Source organism: Pseudomonas sp. SIMBA_068 (assembly GCF_046534705.1).
In the GTDB taxonomy this organism is placed as follows: domain Bacteria; phylum Pseudomonadota; class Gammaproteobacteria; order Pseudomonadales; family Pseudomonadaceae; genus Aquipseudomonas; species Aquipseudomonas putida.
Genome location: NZ_JAWRYI010000131.1, coordinates 1 through 366, shown reverse-complemented (window position 1 = coordinate 366; position 366 = coordinate 1). Strand labels below are relative to the sequence as shown.

The window sequence follows — 366 nt, the reverse complement described above, 5'->3', positions numbered from 1 at the left end:
CTGTCAAGCCAGTGAACATTTTCCCAACCGCGTAACCAGGTCATCTGTCGCTTAGCAAGCTGCCGGGTTGCGCAAATTCCCCGATAAACCATCTCGCTGTAATCGATTTCGCCCGATAAATAAGACCACATCTGACGATAGCCAACACAACGAATGGAAGGCATGTCCGTATGCAAATCACCTCGTGCAAAAAGGGCCCGAGACTCCGCTTCAAATCCTGACGCCAACATCTGCTCAAAACGCAACGCGATGCGCTGGTGCAGCAATTCACGGCTCGCGGGGGCGATGGCAAACTGTTGCACGTCGTAGGGTAACGCTTCACCGGATGTTTTTGTCAGTTCCGTTAAAGTTTTACCCGAAATAAAA

The 366-nt window shown here is 50.8% G+C and carries 1 pseudogene; it reads right to left on the bottom strand.

The window, feature by feature from the left end:
* Positions 1-366, bottom strand: a pseudogene (miaA, locus tag SB756_RS28500) (tRNA (adenosine(37)-N6)-dimethylallyltransferase MiaA); the annotation flags it as partial.